At 61.7% G+C, this 22440-nt stretch carries 24 protein-coding genes and 3 pseudogenes; 5 read left to right on the forward strand and 22 right to left on the reverse strand.

Annotated features, from left to right (window positions below; genetic code table 11):
* Positions 1–73: 73 nt before the first annotated feature.
* From CK221_RS28440 to CK221_RS31160, 7 genes and pseudogenes are all read right to left on the reverse strand, one after another.
* On the reverse strand, positions 74–379 hold the full coding sequence (locus CK221_RS28440; RefSeq protein ID WP_141245845.1) for a hypothetical protein: 306 nt from the start codon (positions 377–379) through the stop codon (positions 74–76).
* Positions 380–615: 236 nt separating this feature from the next.
* Positions 616–4209 (reverse strand): CheR family methyltransferase, encoded by a 3594-nt coding sequence (locus CK221_RS28445; RefSeq protein ID WP_095780129.1) that lies wholly within the window; start codon positions 4207–4209, stop codon positions 616–618.
* Positions 4163–5218, reverse strand: coding sequence for a chemotaxis protein CheB (locus CK221_RS28450; RefSeq protein WP_245430766.1), 1056 nt, complete (start codon positions 5216–5218; stop codon positions 4163–4165). The genes CK221_RS28445 and CK221_RS28450 overlap by 47 nt, the downstream gene beginning before the upstream one ends.
* Positions 5219–5528: 310 nt before the next feature.
* Positions 5529–5866: pseudogene (locus tag CK221_RS30975) on the reverse strand (SOS response-associated peptidase); the annotation flags it as partial.
* A 168-nt stretch (positions 5867–6034) separates the two neighbouring features.
* Positions 6035–6211 carry a hypothetical protein gene (locus CK221_RS30480; protein WP_170950404.1) on the reverse strand — a complete coding sequence of 59 codons (177 nt, stop codon included), beginning with the start codon at positions 6209–6211 and terminating at the stop codon, positions 6035–6037.
* Positions 6212–6298: 87 nt separating this feature from the next.
* Positions 6299–6574 (reverse strand): hypothetical protein, encoded by a 276-nt coding sequence (locus CK221_RS30030; protein ID WP_143749115.1) that lies wholly within the window; start codon positions 6572–6574, stop codon positions 6299–6301.
* A 537-nt stretch (positions 6575–7111) separates the two neighbouring features.
* Positions 7112–7240 (reverse strand): hypothetical protein, encoded by a 129-nt coding sequence (locus tag CK221_RS31160; RefSeq protein ID WP_280952201.1) that lies wholly within the window; start codon positions 7238–7240, stop codon positions 7112–7114.
* 278 nt (positions 7241–7518) lie between these two features.
* Here CK221_RS31160 and CK221_RS28460 point away from each other — a divergent pair, with 278 nt between their 5' ends.
* Positions 7519–7812, forward strand: a complete 294-nt coding sequence (locus CK221_RS28460) for a hypothetical protein (RefSeq protein WP_245430767.1) — start codon at positions 7519–7521, stop codon at positions 7810–7812.
* Positions 7813–7941: 129 nt separating this feature from the next.
* On the opposite strand, the gene CK221_RS30980 is transcribed toward CK221_RS28460, so the two are convergent.
* From CK221_RS30980 to CK221_RS28495, 7 genes are all read right to left on the reverse strand, one after another.
* On the reverse strand, positions 7942–8214 hold the full coding sequence (locus tag CK221_RS30980; protein WP_143749116.1) for a PDZ domain-containing protein: 273 nt from the start codon (positions 8212–8214) through the stop codon (positions 7942–7944).
* 31 nt (positions 8215–8245) lie between these two features.
* Positions 8246–9307: a trypsin-like peptidase domain-containing protein gene (locus CK221_RS28465; RefSeq protein ID WP_245430768.1), complete on the reverse strand. Its 1062-nt coding sequence runs from the start codon at positions 9305–9307 to the stop codon at positions 8246–8248.
* Positions 9308–9412: 105 nt separating this feature from the next.
* Positions 9413–10159, reverse strand: a complete 747-nt coding sequence (locus CK221_RS28475; RefSeq protein ID WP_179295223.1) for an ETC complex I subunit — start codon at positions 10157–10159, stop codon at positions 9413–9415.
* A gap of 73 nt (positions 10160–10232) precedes the next feature.
* Positions 10233–10742, reverse strand: a complete 510-nt coding sequence (locus CK221_RS28480; RefSeq protein ID WP_095780132.1) for an Hsp20/alpha crystallin family protein — start codon at positions 10740–10742, stop codon at positions 10233–10235.
* Positions 10743–10837: 95 nt separating this feature from the next.
* Positions 10838–11317 (reverse strand): Hsp20 family protein, encoded by a 480-nt coding sequence (locus CK221_RS28485; protein ID WP_095780133.1) that lies wholly within the window; start codon positions 11315–11317, stop codon positions 10838–10840.
* 327 nt (positions 11318–11644) lie between these two features.
* Positions 11645–11986, reverse strand: coding sequence for a hypothetical protein (locus CK221_RS28490; RefSeq protein ID WP_095780134.1), 342 nt, complete (start codon positions 11984–11986; stop codon positions 11645–11647).
* Positions 11987–12112: 126 nt separating this feature from the next.
* On the reverse strand, positions 12113–12334 hold the full coding sequence (locus CK221_RS28495) for a hypothetical protein (RefSeq protein WP_095780148.1): 222 nt from the start codon (positions 12332–12334) through the stop codon (positions 12113–12115).
* 281 nt (positions 12335–12615) lie between these two features.
* Here CK221_RS28495 and CK221_RS28500 point away from each other — a divergent pair, with 281 nt between their 5' ends.
* The 4 genes from CK221_RS28500 to CK221_RS28515 all read left to right on the forward strand — a co-directional run bounded on the left by CK221_RS28500 (position 12616) and on the right by CK221_RS28515 (position 14893).
* Entirely contained in the window at positions 12616–12963 is a 348-nt protein-coding gene (locus CK221_RS28500; RefSeq protein ID WP_245430769.1) for a hypothetical protein, read from the forward strand.
* A 553-nt stretch (positions 12964–13516) separates the two neighbouring features.
* Positions 13517–13948 carry an Hsp20/alpha crystallin family protein gene (locus CK221_RS28505; RefSeq protein WP_095780135.1) on the forward strand — a complete coding sequence of 144 codons (432 nt, stop codon included), beginning with the start codon at positions 13517–13519 and terminating at the stop codon, positions 13946–13948.
* 12 nt (positions 13949–13960) lie between these two features.
* The gene (locus CK221_RS28510; RefSeq protein WP_095780136.1) at positions 13961–14365 is read left to right on the forward strand and encodes an Hsp20/alpha crystallin family protein; all 405 of its coding nucleotides are present in this window, start codon (positions 13961–13963) and stop codon (positions 14363–14365) included.
* Between the two features lie 27 nt (positions 14366–14392).
* Positions 14393–14893 (forward strand): Hsp20/alpha crystallin family protein, encoded by a 501-nt coding sequence (locus tag CK221_RS28515; RefSeq protein ID WP_095780150.1) that lies wholly within the window; start codon positions 14393–14395, stop codon positions 14891–14893.
* 222 nt (positions 14894–15115) lie between these two features.
* On the opposite strand, the gene CK221_RS28520 is transcribed toward CK221_RS28515, so the two are convergent.
* From CK221_RS28520 to CK221_RS28555, 8 genes and pseudogenes are all read right to left on the reverse strand, one after another.
* A complete protein-coding gene (locus CK221_RS28520; protein ID WP_245430770.1) occupies positions 15116–15640 on the reverse strand; it encodes a phage integrase N-terminal SAM-like domain-containing protein in 525 nt (174 codons plus the stop codon).
* Between the two features lie 534 nt (positions 15641–16174).
* Entirely contained in the window at positions 16175–16735 is a 561-nt protein-coding gene (msuE, locus tag CK221_RS28525) for an FMN reductase (RefSeq protein ID WP_095780137.1), read from the reverse strand.
* Between the two features lie 102 nt (positions 16736–16837).
* The gene (gene ssuD / locus CK221_RS28530) at positions 16838–17998 is read right to left on the reverse strand and encodes an FMNH2-dependent alkanesulfonate monooxygenase (RefSeq protein WP_095780138.1); all 1161 of its coding nucleotides are present in this window, start codon (positions 17996–17998) and stop codon (positions 16838–16840) included.
* A 44-nt stretch (positions 17999–18042) separates the two neighbouring features.
* Positions 18043–18891 (reverse strand): ABC transporter permease subunit, encoded by an 849-nt coding sequence (locus CK221_RS28535; protein ID WP_095780139.1) that lies wholly within the window; start codon positions 18889–18891, stop codon positions 18043–18045.
* Positions 18888–19682 carry an ABC transporter ATP-binding protein gene (locus CK221_RS28540; RefSeq protein WP_095780140.1) on the reverse strand — a complete coding sequence of 265 codons (795 nt, stop codon included), beginning with the start codon at positions 19680–19682 and terminating at the stop codon, positions 18888–18890. The genes CK221_RS28535 and CK221_RS28540 overlap by 4 nt, the downstream gene beginning before the upstream one ends.
* Positions 19683–19742: 60 nt before the next feature.
* The gene (locus CK221_RS28545) at positions 19743–20750 is read right to left on the reverse strand and encodes an ABC transporter substrate-binding protein (protein ID WP_095780141.1); all 1008 of its coding nucleotides are present in this window, start codon (positions 20748–20750) and stop codon (positions 19743–19745) included.
* 334 nt (positions 20751–21084) lie between these two features.
* Positions 21085–21712 (reverse strand): annotated as a pseudogene (locus CK221_RS28550) (tyrosine-type recombinase/integrase).
* A 359-nt stretch (positions 21713–22071) separates the two neighbouring features.
* A pseudogene (locus CK221_RS28555) lies at positions 22072–22323 on the reverse strand (acetylxylan esterase); the annotation flags it as partial.
* Positions 22324–22440: the final 117 nt, after the last annotated feature.

A 22440-nucleotide genomic window follows, 5' to 3' on the forward strand; every position in this document is an offset into this window, starting at 1 on the left:
CGTGCTCTCTACTTCCTCAGCTTCGTCCAACTCGCTTGCGCAATGCTATGGATGCGCTGAATGTCGATTCAGCCTAGTGCTGATCCCCCTCAGCGCTGGGGCTTTTCGATTCAGCCTGACCTGATATCAGTTCCCAGTGGGCGACGTGCTCCGCTTGCGTTTTCATGAACTTGCGCAGGAATTCTTCGGCCTCCTCTGTCGGATGCCCATCCCGTGCAAGCTTTTCTATGAGAGCGCGCTGGCGGGCGATTATTGCCTCGCCTTCGACGAGTGCCGCAGCGAAGTCTCGCCGTTGGCTCTCGGGGAGTTTCTTGTCCTTGTGAAACGCTGATTTTAGGATTTCGGCATCCATTGCCGACAAGGATTTTGAATTCGCCATGTTGCCCTCATTGCGGGGCGAAGACCATTCCCCGCGAACGAGCGGAGTATATGTCTACACGATTAATTTCGCGAGTCCTTATGAAGAGGAAGCGTCGTACCGGCCTGTCCTGATTATATTCCTATCGCACAACCAGATGCTGCCGGGTCGACTTGGCTTTTGAGCCCTGCGGGGTTTGGGCCATGTCCGCGCAGTCCGCTATAAGCGCGCCAAGTCGGCTAGTGGAGCGCTCTTGTTCATGCGTGGCCGGGCAAGGGCTCGAAGGCTTCTGTTCGGGCAAGGGGGATTTCAAGCAGGCACTCCAGGCCGGTGGGCCGGAAGTTCAATTCGACACTCCCGCTCAACTCGTACTCTAAACTCTGCTGAATGAAGGCGACTCCAAAATTCCTGCGGGATGGTTCTTCCACGGCCGGACCGCCGACTTCTTTCCAGCTGATCGACAGCATGCCCGGCTTCACAACGTCCCAGGAGACTTCGACGCGGCCGGTGTCGACGGAAAGCGCGCCATATTTGGCGGCGTTGCTGGCAAGCTCGAAGAACACCATGCCGAGAGCCGCCGCCGTTGCCGCATCGAGGTGGAACGGCCGGCCGTGAACGACTAGGTTCTGGCGTCCCGTGCTGGTGTAAGGGGAAAACGTCGCCCTCAGCAGTTCCTCGAGGTCGGCGTCGCCCCAATTGTGGGAAGACAGGACCTCATGCGTGCGCGCCATCGCGTGCAGTCGCTCATGGAACGAGGTCGCGAATTCGCCCATCGTGCTTGACGAGCGGATCATGCGCGCGGCCAGCGCGGTGATCGTGGCGAGGATGTTCTTCACGCGATGCTGCAGCTCGTGAAGCAGCCTCTCCTGAGCGCGCTCGGCCTCCTTATGGTTCGAGACATCGACCAGGGCCGCAATAGCGCCCCGAACCCTGCCGGACTCGTCAAACAGCGGATTGGCCGACATCATCACGTCGATGCTTGAGCCGTCCCCCTGCGCGATTCGGGCTTCGTAGCCGGGGACGGGCTTGCCCGTTCGCATCGCCTTCTGCAAGGGCTGGTCGTTCGCTTCCACCGCGGCGCCGTTGATCATCAGTGGGAGCCCGGCCGGCACAGTGGTCAGCTTGCCGTCCGCGGCGCGCCGGCCGGCGAGCTCGGCCGCGCGGCGATTGGCGCGGATGGCATCGCCGTCGCCGTCTTCGGCGATGAAGATGCCGACAGGCACAAGGTCGAGAACAGTCTCCAGACTTTCGAGGCGGTTGCGCAGGTCGTGCGACAGCGCACCGATTTTTTCTTCCGCCAGCGAAACCCGGGTGACGTCAACGAAGGTGACGACCACGCCGGCAATGACATTGTCAACCGTCCGGTAAGGCATGACGCGCATGATATAACGCTTGCCGCTTTCGGTGCCTTGGACCGGCCTTTCTACTGTTCCCAGCCGCTGCAGCACCTGCTCCATGTCGGGCTGCAGCCCGTCGGCGGCAAAGCGGGGCCGCACATGCGCGAGCGGCCGGCCGACATCGCTTTCGACCAGCCTGAACAGATCGCGCGCCGCCGGAGTGAAGCTCTTGATGCAGAGGTCGCGGTCCACAAACACTGTCGCGATCTGTGTGCTTTCGAGAAGGTTGGACATGTCGTTGTTGGCGCGAGTGAGCTCGTCGACGCGGATGTTGAGCTCGGCATTGATGGTCTGCAGTTCCTCGTTGATCGATTGGAGTTCTTCCTTCGAGGTCTCCAGTTCCTCGTTGGACGACTGCAGCTCCTCGTTGATGGAAGACAGCTCCTCGTTGGAGGATTTCAACTCCTCGTTGGAGGATTCAAGCTCTTCCGTCGTGATCTGCAGCCGTTCCTTGGTCTCCCGCAGCTCCTTTTCGAGCTGACTGACGTTGGCGCTTTCGACATCGTCGCTCGTGTGGACGGGCTCGTCCTCTGCCTCCGCCTTGATGCCGCCGATATCGCGGAAGACCAGCATGTAGAGCGGATCCGAATTGCCCTCGACCGGCAGCGGCTGTACGGCGAGGCTGATCGTCTGGCGCCCGCCATTGGTGCCGACGGCAATCTTGTTCTGCACCGCCACCTGTCCGGTGCTGACGGCCTTGTGTAGCGCAGCGCGCAAATCCATGCGCAGCCCACGACGGGCCATTGAGAAGACGTTGTGGTCGGGCGCGCCGGCGGCAAGTTCCAGATATTTTCCTGTCCCGCCCGAGCTGTGCATCAGTTCGCCGCCGGCGTTGACGACCACATAGGCCGGCGCATAGCGCTCGACCAGGAAGCGTTCGGCAACCTCTTGCAGGGTTCCTGTCGTTGCCCGCGGGCGAGCACTGGGAACAGCCTGCCTGGCCGCAGCGGCAAGCGGGAATTCCGGCAGGCGTTGCGCGGCGATCCCACTGCGCTTCTGGAAGATACGGCTCGCTTTGTTGATGGTCGAGAACAGGCGCACATGGCGCGTGACGTTCTCGGACGAGCCGAGGAAGAGATATCCGTTGTTGCGCAGCGCGTAATGGAAAATCGGGATGATCTTCTCCTGCAGCTCCGGCCCCATATAGATCAAGAGGTTGCGGCAGGCGATGAGGTCGAGCTTGGAAAAAGGCGGGTCGCGCAACAAATTGTGCGCCGAGAACAGGCAGAGCTCCCGCAACTCGGCAGCGACCCGGTAGGTGCCGTCCTCACGCGAGAAGAATTCCTTCAGGCGCTTGGGGCTCACGTCACTTGCGATCGTTGCCGGATAGCGTCCGGCCCGGGCCACTTCCAGCGCGCGCTCGTCGATGTCGGTGGCAAAGATCTGCAGCTTGGGCGAGGCGGCGCCGCGCGGCGCGTTCTCCCTCAAGAGCATCGCGATCGAATACGCTTCCTCGCCCGTGGCGCAGCCAGGAACCCACACCCTGATCGTCTCGTCCGGCTTGCGGCCCTCGAAAAGCTTGGGAATAACCAAGCTTTCGAGCGCCTCGAAGGCCTGCGGATCGCGGAAGAAGCTGGTCACGCCGATGAGCAGGTCCTGGAACAGAAGATCGACCTGTTGAGGCTCGTCGCGCAGCCTTTCGTAGAACGCATTCGGATCGTCGATCTGCAGCACCTGCATGCGGCGCTGGATGCGCCGCAGGATGGTATTGTCCTTGTAGCCGCTGAAGTCATGGCCGGTGCGCATGCGCAGCAGTGCCGCGATCCGCGAAAGCTGTTCGGCTACCTCGCGCTTGCGGCGGTCGCGCTCGCTTTCGGTGTGTTTGGCGTGGCTGAAATAGCTGACCAGCTTGGCAGCCATCTCCTCGGCCGGCAGCACCATGTCCACCAGCCCGCTTTGCACGGCGCTGCGCATCATGCCGTCATATTCGGCACTCTGCTGCGCCAGCGTCAGACCGCCATTTTCCTTGATGGCCCTGAGCCCTATCGTGCCGTCGCTGCCGGTCCCGGACAGGATCAGCCCGGCCGCCTGCTCCGACTGCTCCTCCGCCAGCGAGGTGAAGAAATCGTCGATCGGCGTCCGCTTTACGCGCGTGGCGGCCATCTTGGCCATGTTGAAACGCTGTCCCCGGATGGTCACCGAGACGCCCGGCGGGATGACGTAGATGTTGTTCGGCTCGACTCCCGCGCCTTCGATCGCGGTGTGCGTTTCGATCGCGGTGGAGCGCTGGATGATGCTCGCGAGCACACTCTCATGCTCGGCATCGAGGTGTTGGATCACGACATAGGCAAAGCCGCTGTCGGCCGGCACTTCCGGAAAGAACTTCTGCAACGCCGCGATGCCGCCGGCCGATGCGCCGATGCCGATGACAGGGAACAGCGCGGGCTCTCTCTCACCCTGGCGCGGGCTAGTCCGTGCCTTCCTTGTGCTTGCCTTCCTCGCCGCCTGCGCCATTGCCTGCTACCTGTGTCCGCCTGCTTTCCAGGATGCGCTCGATGACAGAGGCATCCGCTTCGTATTCCCTCGCCCGCTTGCCGAACTCGCTGGCGAGTTGGGAGCGATGTCGCGTCTTTTCCCGCTCGGCCATGCGCCGGGCAAACTCCGCCCGCTGCTGATGCGACCGCAGCAGGCTCCACAGGATCTCGTCCGCCTCGATCACCTGCGCCTCCATGATCGCATCGGCGGTGAAAGCGTGCCCGGTATGGCACCGATAGCGCAGCATGTCACCGTCTTCGATCTCCCACAGCGGCCCGTGGCATTCCGGGCATGTAAACATCGACAATTGGCCAAGTCGATCTGCTTTTTGCATGGTCGAATGCTCCTGTGCCGCGATCGCGGCCTCCAGCCTGACCCTTGGCGGGGCCAGCAAGGTTTCGCCCGCCGGCTCGGCCGCCAGCCTCCCCAGCAAGCCGCCAAGCTTGGCGGCGGGTTCGCAAAGATCGATGTCGACATAACGCAGCGCGCTTTCCACCATGGAAGGCACCAGCGCGTCCTTGGGATGCTGGATCACCGCAAGGCCGCCGACCGCCTTGATCGCCCTCAGGCCGGCGGTGCCGTCGGAAAGCGAGCCCGACAGCAGCACCCCGATCACGCTGGCGCCATAGCTTAACGCTGCCGAACGGAACAGAGGGTCTACCGCTGGCCGGGTGAGGTTCTCGCGCGGGCCGCGGCGCAGCATCATGTGATCGTCATGCAGAAGAAGATGGAAGCCGGGCGGCGCCACATAGATGTTGCCGGCCTTGAAGGACTCACCGTTCTTGGCGACGGAGACCTTCAGCGCTCCCGCCCGGTCGAGAATTCCCGGCAGATAGCTGACCTGGCCGACATGAAGCACGATAAAGACGGCCGCCGGCAGATCCGCAGGCAAGTCGCTTACGATCTTCTTCAGCGGCTCGACGGCACCCGCCGAGGCGCCGATGACGATGATGCAGCGGTTGCGCGCCTTGGCTCGCCGCGAGTTCATTGCGTTCTCGCGGCCGGGTGACATTTCTTTGCGGAAGTTGGCCATGTCGACCTGGGTTGCGCCCCACCTCCCCATAAGTCGGTCAGGCAGACTCGGTTCCATGGGGAGACGCGGTGCGGGGGAATACCGGCCTATTTTCTTTATTAACTCACTCCGGCCTTGATGCAGACGGCGCGCGGGTCTAGCCGGTGTCGATCAAGGCGTTGCCGACGAAATGTCCCAGTGTAGAGCAAGGCTCCGGATTCTGTCGCTGAGCTCGGGGTAGCTCTCGATCCGGCTCAATAGGACGGCGGCTTGCTGCCGGCCGCCTCTCTCGCCAAAGACCGGGTATCGCGATGAACGGAGAGCCGTTGAGCGTAAAGCGATGTTTCGTCTTCGGGTACTTCGTTCCGGTGAACTCGAAGAAGGCCGATGCCAGCACAAGACAGTGCCTGCTGTTTGCGAACTGTCGCCCCTCCGACCGAAAATTAAACACCGGCCCGCCCTTTGGACCGGAGGCGGGAAGCCGAATGTCATCGAGGCTAGCTCGATTGCATCGCCGGCAGCGCGCATTACCGGAGCCGGGTCGTTGATGCGGATGTCATCAGCTTGTGGGAGGTCGAGTTCGCTCTGATGGCTCGGGACCTGCAAAGCGAGCGACTCCATCATGCGTTCAGCCCAAGCGATGTGCTGCTCGTAATCGTTGCAATACCCAAACGCCGGAACGCTCGCTCTCAGCCGAACTTTCCGTTGTGGCCAGGCAATCGAGGCAGGCCCGCCGTGGCAGACAATGCGCGCGGGTGCTCGGAGTGTCCAGCCGCTACGGATGCCCGGTGGTTAGACCGGTTGGGCCTCGCGGGGCGCGATCTGACTATCGCGGATGGCTTGGATTTCCAGTCGGACTCGTTGCGCTCGTTCCCGCTCAGTCTTGACGGCGGACAGTATCAGCTGGCGCTCGGCGCGAAGCCTGAGCGTTTCGTTGTAGACAGCCAGGAAATAGCCGGTGTCGTCCATTGTTCGAACCCACTTGGCGACCAACGGATTGAATGGCCTTTGTTCCACCCGGTTATCCGCCAACGCGGGATGCAGGCCGCCCGATGATCAGTTGTCCGTCATCTTATCAAGACCAAGCCGCATCAGCTGGGCTTCGGCAAAGTTAAAGGCCGGCACCCGCTCCCGGAATGAGCGAGTGATCGTGGCTACACCGCATTCCGCTACCACGACGCTATGGGGGCTTAACCGGTGCGGGTCAACCAGCGGCCTGGTTTCACGCAATTTCTGACGGGACCGGTCGATAGCTTCCCTTGTCTGGGCGACCAGCCGAAAGTCATTATTATAGAGTGTGCGCGGGAAAGGATTGACAGGGTCATCGGACATAGCCGCCTCCAGTCGCAGACGGGAGCTGTCTCTCAGCCGCCGATATCCATTTGGCTGTTACCGGCGGTGCGCATTAACTTACCGAACCGGGTTCAGTTCCCGATCAAATGGGCTTGTGAAGACATGATTGCTGGAAAGGCAAGAGTCCGCTCGTGGGAGCGTCGAGCGGGCTCCGTTGCTTTTTTGTTAGATGGCTCGGATAGAACTGGGACACCAACCGCGCCGTCGAATCCCCTACCGCTTACCCGTCGCGATGTTCCCCGTTCAGACAGAGAAGTCGGAGAGACTGCGTTGGCCCAACTTAGGACAAGGCGGACCCGGCCTGTCGCGGGGTGGGGGACGTAGAGATCAGGCCGGGCCTCTTACCCCGTTACGAGCCGGGGCAGAGATGCATTATGCGGCGTCTTTGCAGCGAACTGACATTAATATTTTGTAAGGCTTAGCTAATAAAGAGGCCGCCCCGCAGTTAGATGAGTGCGTTCCACCACAGCCAACTGTGCGCCCAAGGTCCCTCTTCGGCAGCCGGGCACGCCATGTCTAGGCTGCATCGTGCCGCCCCGCCTTTGCCAGCAGCCGCGTCAGGTGCTGTTCGTGAAGCTCCTGCATGCTTTCGAGAAGTTCGAGGAATTCAAGCGCCTTGGTGATCGGCGATTCGAGCCGTTCCAATTTGGCTATGTGCTCCCGCTGCTGGGCGATGTGTCGTGCAGGGTCGATCGCAACGCAGTTTGGTTATTCTACGGCCCCCTGTCCTTCCGACGACCGTCGACACACCCCGGTCCCCCGCCCCGCTTGGCGGTCCTTCTTCTTGTTTCCAGAGCACAACACATGTGAGCGAGCGACGACCACCAGCGCTGCTCATGGCCGAAACCTTTCAGTGTGCCAGACGATCTTGCCGTCGACCTTCATGGGCTTGTGATCACAAGCTTCTTCGGCAGATGCTCAGGGTGAACCTCGACGAGCGTCACCTTGATCTCCGGCTTGCACCGGCTGCAGTCAGTGCAGATAAGCTCGATAGCGCCGCCGACCGTATCGCGGATATGTCGCGAGCTGACCTCCAGGTGATGCTCCGCAGGGCAGCCCTGATGCTGAGAAACGTGACGGCGCTCGTGCTCGATCCGAAGGTTGAGCAATCGCTGTGGACCTGGCTGCGGAAATGGGCAAGGTGGAGCTTTTCAGAAACGATCGCCGGGGGTATCGCTGATCGCGAACGCCTACTTGCCGGTGCCCTACGCGCTTGATGACGAGAGCGTGTCGAAGGGACTTGCCCTCCGTATCACCCCATGCTCGGTCATGTAGGCAGCGAACATCCCGACCGCCAGAAATTGGAAGAGCCCGCTCTCGAGGGGAGGTCGAGCGGGCTCCGGAGTTTATCGCACAACTAGCAGAAGACGCCGGCCGTCACGGACCAGTTCCAAGGCCAGTATTGCGCGCTGGCCAGCGATCGTACTGCGCAAATCCTCCACCGAAGAGACCGGCTTGCGGTTGACCGCCACGATCATGTCGCCGGTCCGCAGCCCCGCTCTTGCCGCCGGGCTAGCGGGTTCGATGCTTTCGATGACGACACCGGCTGCGCCTGCCCGCTGGGCTTCCTCGGCCGAAGCGTCACTCATCTTGGCGCCCTGCAGGAGGGTGCCTGCCAACGTCTCCGACGCGCTTTCTGTGCAGCGATCGTCACGTCGATTGTGACTTGGCCATTAGCGCGTTTGACGGCAAATTTGACAGTGCTTCCGGCAGGGGTGAGGCCGATCCGGTTTCTGAGGTCGGTCCTGCTTGCACGGGATGTCCGTCGATCGCGGTGACGACATCGCCGACCTGCAATCCAGCCTTCTCTGCCGACGAGCCGGATTCGACATTGGCGATCACCGCGCCGCGGAGGTCTCCGAGCTGCAGCGCCTTTGCGAGGTCCGGCGTCAAATCCTGTATGCCGATCCCCACCTTTCCGCGCCGCACCTCTCCGTGAACGATCAACTGCTTCATCACGGAAACAACCATGTTGCTCGGCACGGCGAAACCGATGCCGACATTGCCGCCGGCTGGGCTGAGGATAGCCGTGTTGATGCCGATCAGCTTGCCGCCCAGAGTAACCAGGGCGCCGCCGGAATTGCCCGGATTGACCGACGCGTCGGTCTGGATGAAATCCTCGTAACCCTCGATGTTGAGTCCACTGCGGCCAAGCGCGCTGACGATGCCGGAGGTCACCGTCTGGCCGAGACCGAAGGGATTGCCAATCGCCACGACATAGTCGCCGACCTTCAGGGCGTCTGAATCGCCTGTCTGGATCGCCGTGAGGTTTTTAGCGTCGATCTGAAGCAGCGCGATATCGGTGTCCTTGTCGCTGCCGATCAGCTTCGCCGGGAATTGCCGGCCGTCCTTGAGGGTGACCGAAATTTCGCTGCCGTCCCCAGCGACGTGATTGTTGGTCAGGACATAGCCCTTCGCCGAATCGACGATGACGCCAGAGCCGGCGCTCATCCTGGCCTGGGGCAGCTGCTCCGGCCCGAAGAAGCGCCGGTAATTGGGGTCGCTGTAAAGCGGATTGTCTTCCTTGGGGGCTTTGGAAACGACCGCGATATTGACGACGGCCGGCGTGACGCGCTCCAGCATGGGCGCAAGCGTCGGCAGGCTGGATGCTTCAGCCGGTGCCGCCGTTTGCGCAGCAACGGGAGCGAGGCTGAAGAAAATGGCCCCGATCGCAACGGCGATGACGCGGAGCTTCGGTGCGAGAGCGAGCATTGTTTGCCTCCTGACCTGGTGTTGTCACTCCTGTCTGCGGGGCTACGCCCGCGGGGTTGAAAAAGCGGGCCCGGAACTTGCTCCAGACCCGCTCGTAGGCACACCTCATGCCGCCTTGCGCATGCCTGAATTGGCTTGGTCAGCCGCAACCTCCCGTTCGAGCGCGAGCAGCGCCTGCTCGACCTCGTCGAGGCGCGAGGGGCGGTTGTTTTCAGGCATGCCCTCATTGGTCGCCAGATCGATCAGATACTCCGTCCAAGCCCAGTTCATCAGGATCGAGCGCTTGGCCTCCAGCGTCAGCTTCGGATCGCGGGCCACGCCCATGGGCGACTTCCAGCTTTCCGGACCGAATGGATCGTTGCTGTTTGCAGCGCCGTCGAGGGCGCGCCCGTAGCTCTCCTGAAGCGCGCCAGGTCCGAGCCGGTCGAGTGTCATGTTGGAAAAGCCGTAGGTCGACCTTCCGGGCTTGGCAGGCCTGGAATTGGTCGCCTCATCATCAGCCTGCTCCGTCGGATTCTGAACGACATAGGACAACCCCTGTCGCTCAGCGTAGCGAACGGCCGCCTCCAGCGTCGGGAAGTTCAACTCGACCTGGGTCAGGGTATCGCGGCTCCCGGTGTAGCCCATTAGCGGCTCGATAAAGGGCGCGTTGCACCGCTCGAAAACGAGACGCCAGCCGCGCGTGCGGGCAGTGCCGGAAGTCGTCGCCGCGCGGGACGGCTTGAAGATCCGTGCGACGGCCTCGTCCGGAAAGGTCGAGCGTCCCATCGAAAGGGGCATCTGCCGGTTGTCGTTCAACGACCACTGCTGCGGGATTGGTGTTCTGGTTGATCCGTTAGCCTGTCTCTCCATCATTCATCCCTCCCTTTCTGGCAAGGATGCTGCCGGCGGGGCCCGAAAGCCGGCCGCCGGCGCCTGCGATGCGTCAGCTCTTGATGGCGATGCGCTTTACGTGCGACTGCGCCTTCTCGCTCTTGGGCAAGGTCACGGTCAGCACACCGTTGCTGAAGCGGGCATCGACCTCGTCTTCCTTGACCTCGCAGCCGAGCGGGATACGGCGCTCGAAGCGGCCATAGAAGCGCTCGGAGAACTGCCTGTCCTTGTCCTCAGTTTCGGAGCGCTTCTCGCCCTTCAGTGTCAGCACCCCGTCGTCGAGCAGGACTTCGATGTCCTTCTCCTCAAGACCGGGCACCTCGGCCGTCACCTTGACCTCCTTCTCGCCGTCGGAAATCTCGACGCTTGGCCAACTGCCGCTAAAAGCTGAAGCACCACTGAAGGCGGGTAGGTTCGAACCAACGCCGCGAAAGACATCATCGAACAGCCGGTTCACCTCGCGATGCAGCGACAGCAACGGATCACGGTCGCCAGCGCGGAATAAGGTCGGAGCCTGATTACCGTTGTTGCGGCCCCAGGGGATCAGATCTCGAACGCCCATTTTTCTTCTCCTTTCGTTCGTTGTGATTGACAATGCACCATTCGGCGCCGGGCTCATGCCCCGGCGCCCGCGCGCGAGTGCACTCGCGGAATGCCTTAGGCGGCCGGCTTCTCAGCCTCGATCTGCTTCGGCGAGGACTTCGACGTCGCCTTGCCGCTCGTCGCGATTTCGATCTGGCGCGGCTTCATTTCTTCAGGAACTTCGCGCCTGAGATCGATCGTCAGCAGACCGTTGACCAGGCTGGCATTCACCACCTTCACGTGGTCGGCCAGCTCGAAACGGCGCTGGAAGGCGCGACTGGCAATGCCGCGATGAAGATACTGGCCATTCTCCTCGCCCGCCTTGTGACCGGATACCATGAGCATGTTCTGCTCCTGAGTTAGGGTCAGATCGTCCTGGCCGAAGCCAGCTACCGCCATGGTGATGCGGTAATCGTCCTCGCCAAGCTTGGCGATGTCATACGGAGGCCAGCTGTCGATGGTTTCGCCGCGGCTCGCGGACTCAAGCGCGTTCAGCATTCGGTCGAAGCCGATGCCCGACCGGAAAAGTGGGGTGAAATCGAGAGTGGTTCTCATAGCCACATCCTCCTCTGAGCAACATGGGTACAAGACTGTCGTGGGCGGATGCTGTTGCATCCGCCCGACACGCCGGGCCCAAGATGGGCCTCCGGCGGAGTACGATTTAGTTCGGCGGTGTCCGTGTTCAAGAGGCCTTGCAGAAGGTGCCCGGGGTGCCGACACCATAGGAGACGCGCCTTTCCGGTTTGGCTTCCCGAGTATGGTGAGTTCGTAGCCTGCGCGGCTCGGTCGCTTTGGGCCACCGTTTTCAGCGTCCAGGGAAGCCGCAATCGCATATTGCCCGCTTTCTTTGAAACAAGCGCACAAGCTTGAGCTCTGCGAGAATCAAGCTGCCCAAGACAAGGAGGCGAGCCGCCGATCGCGCTGCAACGCGTCGCTGCTTTTCTCCTCGATCATGCTGTTGGCCAGTTCACCCGGTGCGGACGTTGCGGCGGCTGGAACGGCCTCGGGGCGAGCCGCGGGCTGCGCGGAACCGGCCGGCGCTGTCACTTTGGCCCGGCTCAGGCCTGGCGGCCGAAGCGCCTTGTGGGCTTTGACCAACGCCTCGATCCAGGCGGCAACGGCAAGCGGCACCGGGGCGCGACCGTCAAGCCAGCGCGCCACATCGGCCGGGGCAAGACTGAGTTCCTCAGCCAGGTCGGCTGCATCCCACCTCAACACCTTCATGCATTCTCGCAATCGCCCGGCAATCACACTTACCCTCATTCAGCATGCCTGCATCGAATGCGGCTCGTCGATGCAGCGCGGTTGATCTCAATGATCTCGCGTGCCAGGCGAGGTCTAGCTTTCCGTTCAGCCCTTAGCCGGCGTAGCGATTGCCGAGACTTGCTGCGCCGCAAGGAACATCAGGGTTGAGGCAGCGGTGCGCCGCCTCCAGCCGGCGGCTTCGGCCGCGTCGAGCAGTCCCGCGAGCAGCGGCTGCAGCGCTGTTCGGCACTCCGCCTCATATGCGAGGAACTCGCTCGGCCCATGCGTCGGCGCCGGGACTGGACCGGTGCCGCTCATCACATCCATGATGGCCTCCCAATCTTTCCTAACACCCGCTCCCGGAGCGGGGCTCGCGATCTTGCGCATTCGAGCTAATTTCTCCTGATTCTTGCTTTCAAGAGGCCGCCGCGAAATTTTTGGCGCTCTCGATCGTAGAGTTGCTAGTGCGCTGAAAACATGCGCTAATTCGATCTCGAGGGCTTGAACTCGCGATTGAGCTGAACCAAATTCATGGCTGCCGGCGCCGCCGGGACCTTTGAGAAATTGGAACCCAAAACAGAGGAGTTTTTTTGGAGACGGAGGACAGAATGGACCGACAGACGCTTTCGCCGATCATTCCTTCCCTTGCTCCCGACATATCAGACCTTTCGCTCGACCGGCTTCTTTCGCCGGCCAGCCATTTTCAGCACCCGCAGGATGTGCTGGAGGACGGCTCACTAGACATTTGGGAAAAGCGGGCGATCCTTTCGTCGTGGGCATCCGACGCTTGCGCCGTGGAATCCATCCCGGCGCTGCGCCATTTGCCGGGCACCGAGCGGCCGGTCTCCTTCGACGACATCATGGATGCACTGCGCCGGCTCGACGCAGTTGCGCCGCCTCCTGGCGGGCCTACCGATCACGAGCAGCGGCAAATGGTCGAGCGGCTGAGCGCATGAGGCATAGAAGGATGGTGGTTGCCGGGCCGGAAGGCATTGCCGCCGGCTCTGTCGCCACAGTTCGAGCTTCGCCCTCCAATGTCAGCTTCCGCCCAAGGAATTGGCGCGAGCCGGCCTTGTGACGGCCAGGCGCCAGCCGCTCGATCCTTTGCAGCGCCGCGTAGGCGTGCCGTGCGGGCTGATTGTTCGTGATGGAAGCTTGCTGTTCGGGTCGCACGGAAATCTCCGCGCGGGCGTCGCCGCGCCTTTCGCCGAGCGTCTCATCACATCTTGAAACGCAATTTTGCCTCACCTAACTCATTTTTGCCGGATGCCGCTATCGGGTCCTGGCACGGGAACGACGGTCCTATCATGGATCGAGTTCGGTTCATGTCGCTCGCATAGAGGATGTGTTCCGGCGTTTGCCCGAACCTCCCTCCTCGCGATTGCGAGTGGCGCTCTCGGCCGTCTCGGTCATGCCTGATCGCGCCCCCACTGCCTTCGATCCAGTTCGCTCCGGTGCACGCGTGCTTCGTGCGTTGCAACGTCTGGTGTCAATCGAAGGAGGATACCCATGCTGCTATCGGATTTGGGCCGCGTCGGATTCGATCCGTTTCTGGAAATGCGGCGCATGCAACAGGAAGTGAATCAGCGCCTGGCCGGCCTGACCAGTGCCGCCCAGGAGTTTCCCCCGGTCAATCTTTGGGTCGGAGAGGATAGCGTAGCGCTGACAGCCGAACTGCCTGGGATCGCGCCCGATGAGGTCGATCTTACGGTGCGCGAGAACACACTCACATTGAAGGGCGAATGCCAAGCCGGGGCGGAGGACGAGAAATCCGTCTGGCACCGTCGCGAGCGCCCCTATGGAAGCTTCGCGCGGGCGGTGCAATTGCCGTTCCGCGTCGATCCGGAACAGGTGGAGGCACGTTTTGCCAATGGGCTGCTCGAGGTCGAGCTGCATCGACCGGAGGCCGATCGGCCGAAGAAGATCGAGATCAAGGGATGAGAGGAGGAAAACATGGCTCAGGAACTGAAGACCACCGAACGCCAGGTCCCCAGCAAGCCTGACGGAGGCGAGCGGACCCGCTCGCGGCCCGTGTTCATACCGCGCGCCGATATCTATGAGACACAGGACAATGTCGTCCTTCTCGTCGATATGCCAGGCGTCGCCTCGGATGGGGTGGATATCACGCTTGAGAAACGGACACTGGCGATCCGCGGCTACGCGGCCGATCAACAGCATGAGAATTATCGTCAGGTCTATGCCGAATATAGCGCCGGCGATTATGAGCGCGTCTTCACCTTATCCGAGGACATCGACCGCGATGGCATCGAGGCGTCGCAGAAGAACGGCGTGCTGCGACTGGTGTTGCCAAAGGCGGCGCCGGCCAAGGCTCGCAAAATCCAACTCAAGATGGCTTAAGCAATGGAGGGCAAAAGGAGGTTGACGATGCAAATCAGAGACCTGATTCCATGGAGCAACAATGAGGGCGGCGAAATTGCGAAGCGGGAGGAAGACCACCCCGTCTTTTCACTGCAGCGCGACGTGAACCGCATGTTCGAGGATTTCTGGAGACGGTTCGATCAACCCTTCGGCGCGCTCGGCCGCCGGGAAGTCGGGGGCCCACGAACCGACATCGCCGAAACCGACAGCACGCTGGAGGTTTCGGTCGAGCTTCCCGGCATTGACCGGCAGGACGTCGATGTCTCGCTGACGGAAACCACCCTCACCATCAAGGGCGAGAAGAAGAGCGAGCGTGAGGAGAGCAAGAAGGGCTACCACCTGTCGGAGCGCTCATATGGTTCGTTTTATCGCTCGATCCCGCTGCCCTCCGTCGTGGACACGGACAAGGCGAACGCCGAATTCAAGAATGGCGTCCTGACGGTGACGCTACCAAAGACCCAAGAAGCACTTTCGCGGGTGAAGAAGATCGAGGTGAAAACCGATTGAAGCCCGCGAAGGGGAAAAGGTCGATGCGGCGGTTCGCACCCCGCCGCATCTTGCATCACTACGCCAATTGCGCAGCATGTGGACAGCGAGCGCTGGTCGTGCGTATCAGCTCTGAGAACCTTGCGGCCGGCATCGATCTCTTATGTGGGCGGGATGCAATAGGGACGCCCCCAACAAGGCTCAGAACACTACATCGGCGTTGTTGCGCGGCGACGGCTCGATCTATGTTGGCGATTGGCGGTCGTGGCCTTTTGGCTGAATTCTTTTTATTAGCGGATGCGCATGAACTCGCTGGCCCGCCTTGAGGTGCGCGACCTCCGATACGCGCAGGCCCGCGCCATAGGCGACGCCGAGCGCGGCCTTGTACTTGATGCCAGGTGCTGCTTCGAGCAGCCGCGCCGCTTCCTCCACGCTCAGCACGTCCGGCAGCTTGTGTGGATGGCGCATGATCACCAGCACACGTGCCAGATCCCGCCGCTTCAGCGTCACCAGGAACAGGAACCGCAACGCCGAGACCGCGCCGTTGATGGTCGCAGGCCCGACGCCGTTCTCATGCTGATACAGCTGGAAGCGGCGGATGTCCTCGGGCGTCGCAGTATCGGGAGAGCGTCGGAGGAAGGCTGCGAAACGCCGGACGTGACGAACGTAGTCCTGCTGGGTATGGGGGCCCAAGCCCCGCATGAGCATGTCTTGCTGCATGCGCTGGCGAAGTGGCGTGATCGGTGCATCGGTCGACAGGGTATCCATGGCAAGTTCCTCTCGTTGAAGGAACTCCATGGTCAGATCGCAGCTTCTACCTGCTCAAGACCAATGCCTGTCGCGCCATCTCAGAACGAGGCGCCCCTCCCGCGAAGCGGGTCGTGCATGAGGCGCAAAGCTGCCATTCAAAACGCGGCCGGGTGGCTGAGTCGGCTTCTTGAATCGACTTCGGCGAACTGCCTCGCAACCTATTGGTAAATAACGACTATGTGAGTCGCCGAGGGTCGTCGTTTTCGACAGGAAATCAATATGTTAGCGGGTGGTTCGCCTACCCGTTTCCCTCGTATTCTCTCGTCTGGTCTGGCGAACCGAAAGACGATGGACGAGAATAGTTACTGGCTTCGAGATATCGACGATGGAGCCCTAAGTAGCCAGCCACTTCCTCCTGGTGAATGACCGAAATGGGGCCGCCAGCAGACATTCCGCTTTTCGGCTGATCGGCAAAGGACTGCCTTCACGCCCGCTTGCCGCGACCCGGAAGGCGAGACGCTACACTTCCCGCTGAAGCGCCGCGGCATGGATTTATTCGGCGGCTATTTTGAGACCGGATTTGGTGGCTAGCAGAACCGCGATTTCATCAACCGCCTGCGCCGCTCGCTTCAGGATCAGTTCGGACCGAAGCACACCATCGGTGAAGTCTTTGTCGGTCGCGTACACGGCTGTGGGCAGCGCGAAAGCCTCGAAGAAGCCAAATAGCGGTCTGAGTTGATGCTCAACGACAAGGGCATGGCGCTCGCCGCCCCCGGTGGCCGTGAGAAGCACGGGCTTACCTCTCAAGGCCGTTGGATCAAGCAAGTCGAAAAAATGCTTGAACAGCCCGGTATAGCTACCCTTGTATGTCGGAGACCCGACGACGAGCACGTCCGCGGCGACAACATCTGCAACTACGGTTTGGGCTTGCGCGTCGAGGTCGCGCTGCCATTTGGCGGCCCCCAGCGAGGAACCGACATCCTCGACATCATAGGTTCGATGGGAAAGGTGGTGGCGGCTGGCGATGTTCTGAACGACGAGGTCGACGAAAGCGCGGGTCTTCGAGGGTCGACTGAAGTTCCCCGAAAAACCGACGATTGATGGATTTGACATAAGCCGAACTCCGATGGTCAAACTCAGACGTAAGCGGGCCTGGCACGACAGCGGCGATGCTGCGTGGACCACTTCTCTCCTCTAGGCAAGAAATCGACCTGCCTAAGACGCCGCTACTCGGACACCGGCGCCCCGGGCGCGCCCAAACTCCAGATCCCAGCCGCGTTCTTTGAGGGGCAATTCACCTTGCAGTCCGAGCTGCGGAAACAGCAGTTCGGCAACATTGAAAGCTTCTTCCAGATGCGGATAGGCGGAGGCAATAACCGTCTCCACCCCTATTTCTTGATATTCGCGAATGCGGGCGGCAACGCTTTCCGCACTCCCGACAAGCGCGGTGCCGGCACCCCCTCGGACGAGACCCAATCCGGCCCATAGATTGGGAGCTATAACCAGCTTGTCGCGGCGTCCCTGGTGCAGAGCGGAGATGCGCTTTTGCCCGACCGACTCCGAAACCTTGGTGAATTGATGCTGGGCTTCAGCGATCACGTCGTCAGTGACGCGGCTGATCAGTCGATCCGCCGCCGCCCAGGCCTCCTCCTCCGTTTCACGCACGATCAGGTTTATGCGCAATCCGAAGCGGATTTTGCGACCTTGAGCCGCCGCTCGTGCCCTGACTCGATCGAACTTCTCCTTCACCTGCTCGAGGGGTTCACCCCAACTCAGATAGACGTCGGTGTGTTTGGCAGCGACCTCGATGCCCGCCTCCGAAGACCCGCCGAACCAAAGTGGCGGATAGGGTTGCTGGACCGGCGGGAAAGAAATGTCGGTGCCGTGAGCAGATAGATACTTGCCCTCGAAGTCCGCCGGCTCTCCGGACAGGATACGGCGCCAGATCGTGAGGAATTCATCAGTCTGGGCATAGCGCGCGTCATGACCGAGCTTGTTGCCGTCGCCGGCAAGGTCGGCCGGATCAGCGCCGGTGACAACGTTGAGCAGCACCCGGCCGCCGGAAATGCGGTCCAGCGTGGCCGCATGGCGCGCGAACAGTGCCGGCGTCCCGCTGCCCGGCCGCAGCGCCACCAGGAATTTCAGCCGTTCGGTCAGAGGGATCAGCCCGGCGGCTACGATCCAGGCGTCCTCACACCGTGTTCCGGTTGGCAGGAGCACGCCCTTGAAGCCAAGCCGATCGGTGGCTTGCGCAATTTCCTTGAGATAGCCGAAGGTTGCCGGCCGGTGCCGCTCGTCGGTGCCGAGATAGGGGCCGTCGCCATGGGTCGGCAGGTACCAGTAGATATCGAGCGGGCGGGTGCTGTTGCCGGACATCGGATTGTTTCCTTCAATGACTGCAGAATCTATGGGAGCAAGCCTCAGAGCTTGCCTTTCCAGGGGATGAGGCGATGTTCCAGCCAACACATGCCGCTGGTGAAGGCGAAGGCGAGCACGGCGATGACGATGAGGCCGACGAACACGACGTCGGTCGCGAGGAAATTGGCCGCCGACATGATCATGTAGCCGAGCCCGGACTGGGCTGCGATCAGCTCGGCCGCGACCAGAGTCGACAATCCTGCGCCGATGGCGATCTTGAGGCCGGTCAAGATCTCCGGCAAAGCGGACGGCAGGATGATGCTGGTGAAGAGTTGCAGCCGGTTGGCGCCGAGGGACAGCGCGGCGTTGATACGTTCGACGGGCACCGATCGCACGCCCGCCTGTGCCGCAAAGCAGATCGGGGCGAAGGTCGACAGCGACAGGAGAACGATCTTGGAGGTTTCGCCGATACCGAGCCATATGATCAGCAGCGGCAGGTAGGCCAGCGGCGGCAAGCCCCAGTAGAGATCGATCGGCACGCTGAAGATGCCCTTGACCCAACGATTGAGCCCCATGAGCAGGCCAAGCGGAATGCCGACGAAAATGCCGACGCCGAGGGCCGCGGCAATGCGGCCGAGGCTTGCCAGCGTGTGGTCGAGCAGCGTGCCATTGGCATAGCCATCGGCCGCAACGGCGTTGAACTGGGTCAGCACGTCGGCCGGCGACGGCAGGAACAGCGGCGATGCCCAGCCGAATTGCGCGGCGAGTACCCACAATGCGATCAGCGCCGCCAACGTCACCAGGCTGATGCCGAACGTCCTTGCCGATGCTGAGCCGCGCGGCGGGGGAGACGGCCTCCGCTGAGCCGTGGCGGGAGGAAACGGGGTTTGGGAATTGGCGGCGAGCGTCATTGCAAGGTTCCTCTGCGGGCGCCTTCCGGCTGGTGGATGAGCGAGCGGATTTCCTGCCGCAGCTCGATGAAGCGCGGGTGGGACTGGATCGGCCCGAGATCGCCGCTTTCGGCGAAATCACGCACGAAATCGGCATCGAAGCGCGCAACGATGCGGCCCGGCCGGGGTGACATCACGACGATGGCCGTGCCGAGTGTGAGGGCTTCCTCGATCGAATGGGTGATGAACAGGATCTGCTTGCCGGTTTTGGCCCAGACCGAAGCCAGAAGCTGCTGCATCGTCTCGCGGGTCAGGCTGTCGAGGGCGCCGAATGGCTCGTCCATCAAAAGGATTTTCGGATCGGTGGCCAGCGCCCGGGCGATGCCGACGCGCTGGCGCATGCCGCCCGACAGTTCGTAGGGCGGCTTTTCGGCGAAATCGGCGAGCCCGACCAGTTCAAGAAGGTGCCTCGACCGCTCATAGCGTTCGATGCGCGACACGCCCCGGTACTTCAGGCCGAGCGCGACGTTGTCCAGCACATTGGCCCATGGCAGCAGGGTGTCTTTCTGGAACACAACGCCTCGATCGCCGCCCGGCGCCGCGATTTCGCGTCCATCCAGTGTGATCGTGCCTTCGGTGAGCGGCAGGAAGCCGGCGATCGCGTTCAGCAATGTCGACTTGCCGCACCCGGAAGCTCCGACCGCGACAACGATGGAGGCAGGAGCGATATCGAGCGAGACGTGATCGAGCGCGTGTACGTGCTGGCCGTCGGAACCCAGAAAGGTGATGCTGGCATCGCGGATTCGAAGCATGGTGGCCTCCAGGCGATCTGGCTGGCGTACCAGCCAGATCGGCGTTTCCTTCCGGGATTGCTAGTTCGAGGCCTTGGCCACTGCCGCATATTGCGGATCGGCGAAGGCCGCGTAGCTGTCCTTGATCGAGGTGATCTTGTGCTGGTCCTTCAGGAAGCTCGCAGTGTCCTTGAGGATTTTCGCGACCGCGCTCTTCTCGCCGCCGCCCAGCCATTTGTCTGAGACCTGTTCGTCGAGCGGCGGCACGACCGTCGTCTTCAACTGCTCCGAGTTCTCGGCCGCCGTGCCGCCCTGCAATTTCGCGATGAGCTTGGCGCTCTCGGAGTCTGGCCCCCAGGCGGCCGGGTTGCTCAGATAGGCCTGGTTGTAGCCGTCGATCAGCCTGACATACTGGCCGAGGAACTCCGGATTGGCCTTGGCGAATGCGCCGGTGACGACCAGCGCGCTGAAGGTGGGCGCGCCGCGATCAGCGACTTGGCCGGCAGTGAGCAGGACCTTGCCGTTCTTCTTCAGCTCAGAAAGTGCCGGATCCCAGACGAAGCCGCCGTCGATGTCGCCGCGCTTCCAGGCCGCGACGATCTCGGGCTGCGGAATGGCGATAACCTGGGTTTCCTTCTCGGAGATGCCTTCCTGCTTGAGCACGGCCAGAAGCTGGTAATGGTCAGTCGAGACCGGCGCCGCAGCGAGCTTCTTGCCGCGCAGGTCCGCCGGCGACTTGATTTCTGGCCGCACCACCAGCGCCTCGCCGTCGCGCGAGACGGACGAGATGTAGAACGCCTTCACGTCGAGGCCCTTGCTGACGGCAGCCGAGAACGGGCTCGATCCGACATCGCCGAGCTGGACGTCGCCGGATGCGATGGCTGCGAAAATGTCGGCACCGGAATTGAAACGGCGGAATTCGATGTTCCACCCGGTCTTCCTGGCAAGGTCGCCGTTGGCGATACCAAGGTTATAGGGATTAGCCCCGGTTTGGTAAGCAATGACGACCTTCTTCTGGTCGGCATGAGCCATTCCAGAAGTGGCCACCGCTGCGAGCGCGACCAGGGCGGCGGAAATCAGTTTTCGCATGAGATCGATCCTTTGAGCGGAGGGTTCACCCCTCGATTGCCCGCTCTATCCAGAGCGTCGGCTCAAAATCTACTTAGCTTATAGAATAAGACAGGAACGATTTTCCGAATGACAAGGGGAGAGCGGAAAATCGACTCTCATCTGGTCGTCAGCCGGTCCGACGAATGATCGTACGCTTTCTCTCGCCTTCCGAGGCGAAGCGAAACGCTACTTTAAATCCCCCTTACGGCGGATCATCCGATGTCCGCTTGTAAGGCCGAGCAACCTTAGCTTTAACGGCAGGTATCGGGCGCTTAGCATCCGCGGCTTCACTCGGAAATGGAGCCGCTTCTGGTTAGACTTCCGTGGCCTCGGCGAGTTCGAGGGCATCTTCTACATCGACGCCGAGATACCGGACTGTGTTCTCGATTTTGGTGTGGCCCAGTCTGAACAGCGCGGAGGTTACCTGTCGTCTTGTAAATGATCGACGCTTTGGTACGCCGCAGCGAATGCGTTCCGTATTCCTGAGGTCGAAGTCCGATCGCCACAACCCATTCGTCCACGAGGCGGGCATACTGCCTCGTGCTCATGTGACGCTTTGGGTCGATCCTGCTCGGGAACGCATAATCGTCGACCGTGCCGCCGCGCCGTTCTAACCATCCGAGAAGACTGGAGCGTGCATCGCTCATCAACTCGAACTGAACCGGTCGGCCTGTCTTCTTTTGCACGACCATCGCGCGGGTACGAATTTCCGACCCGAGAACCAAGGTGCCGATCTTGATCTTCACCAGGTCGCAGCCGCGCAACTTGCTGTCGATTGCCAGATCGAAGAGGGCTCGATCGCGCAATCGCCGCTCTCGGTCGAGAAAGAACCGGATCGCCCATATCTGTCGAGGTTTCAACGGCCGTTTCGTTCCGACCTTCTTGCCCGCGTTCCACGCGCGGCGATCGGGAGCGGTGAGGTCATAGTGAGAATGTCCCATTTGGTTTCTCCTTCGGCCATGATTGGCCACGGGAGCAACGCGAGATACTGACTCGGATGGGATTGGGGGGACCGCTTGCTGCCTGTCCGGTCCTCGGGCAGAGGACTGAGTAAGCTGACACCGAGCAGGGGAGCCGATGCCATCCAAACCCACGCGGGCTCGGCCAGGGCGGCTGTTAAAGCTGCTTCAGCATCGTTGAGCGGCTAGGTTGGGTAGGCCCTCGAAGCGTATGCCCGGGTGCTGCTGCAGAATGGAAGCGCGTAGAGCAACAGGGGCGGCTGATAGCCGTTGGAGCTTAGATTGCGCGGCCAAGCAGAGGCGCGCTGCGAGGCGAAACGCTTAGTGCTGGGCCGCTCGCGTCAGCCGACACCGAACAGCCCGCTCAGCCACGCCATCTGTTCGCGCTCCTGATAGCCCTGCCCGCCTTCATGGTTGTTGAATTCGTACTGTACGATGGTCTTTTCGCCATCGTAGGCATTGAACGCGCCATAAACGGTAGAGGGCGGGCAGACTTCGTCCATCAGGGCCACCGAAAACAGCGCCGCTGCCTTGCACTGCCGGGCGAAGTTGACGCAGTCGAAATAGGAGAGCGTTTCAAAGACCTTCGCCTTCTTCTCGCGATACGACTGCTACACAAAATGTCTGGAAAGGGCGCATGGGCGGAGAAATACTGCGGGCAAATAGCGGCTTCAGCGAAGAGTTCACTTCCGAGACGAGCAGAGCCCCAC

The organism is Mesorhizobium sp. WSM3868 (assembly GCF_002294785.1).
Taxonomy (GTDB): Bacteria; Pseudomonadota; Alphaproteobacteria; order Rhizobiales; family Rhizobiaceae; genus Mesorhizobium.